Annotated in this window: 1 protein-coding gene; it reads left to right on the top strand. The window is 60.8% G+C overall.

Annotated elements, in window-relative coordinates; translation table 11 throughout:
- On the top strand, positions 1–648 hold a 648-nt coding region (locus PAT3040_RS30180; protein WP_181376930.1), incomplete at both ends, for a copper amine oxidase N-terminal domain-containing protein.

Raw genomic sequence — 648 nt, 5'->3', positions numbered from 1 at the left:
GAAGCAGCTGCTTGCGGCGAGCGGCGGCAAGCCAAGCCAGACGACGCAGACGCTGACCATGAAGGTCAAGGAAGCGTCGCTGATCTTTAACGGCAAGGCTAAGGCGCTGCCGGAGGGCCAGTCCCTATTTATCCTCAATGGATCGATCTACGTGCCGTTGCGCTTTCTGGCAGAGTCGCTCGGGACCAAGATTGACTGGGATCCTGCGACAAGAACGGTCAGCGGACAGTCGAAGGCGTACCAGGCAGAGAACGGGGAATCGAACAATGGCGGAAAACCCGGAAGCGGCAATTCCGGCACGGGCGGCGGCGCTCCCGGAGCGGGCAACGGCGGCGGAGGGGGCGCGCCTGGCGGAGGAACGCCGGCGAACCAGACGTATGCGCAGATTACCTCGGGTGCGGAAACCAAGCTGTACGCTTTGCGTTCGAGCTGCGAATCTACGCTGACGGGAATCGTGCTGAGCTATACCGATACAAGCGAAGCGGGCAAACAGAAGCTAAAGGCGGATATTCAAGCGGCGGTAGCGACTTGTACGGCCAACTTCGAGACCATCATTGCCGACACCTCGGCGGCGTTGACGGCGGGCGGCCACAGCACGGCTATCCTTGCCGAATATCGAACCAAGTTTGAAGAAGAGCTAGAGGCAGG

This window comes from Paenibacillus agaridevorans, from assembly GCF_003112455.1.
GTDB lineage: Bacteria > Bacillota > Bacilli > Paenibacillales > Paenibacillaceae > Pristimantibacillus > Pristimantibacillus agaridevorans.
Note: the sequence above shows the minus strand (reverse complement) of the source record. Positions and strands in the feature narration are given on the sequence as shown.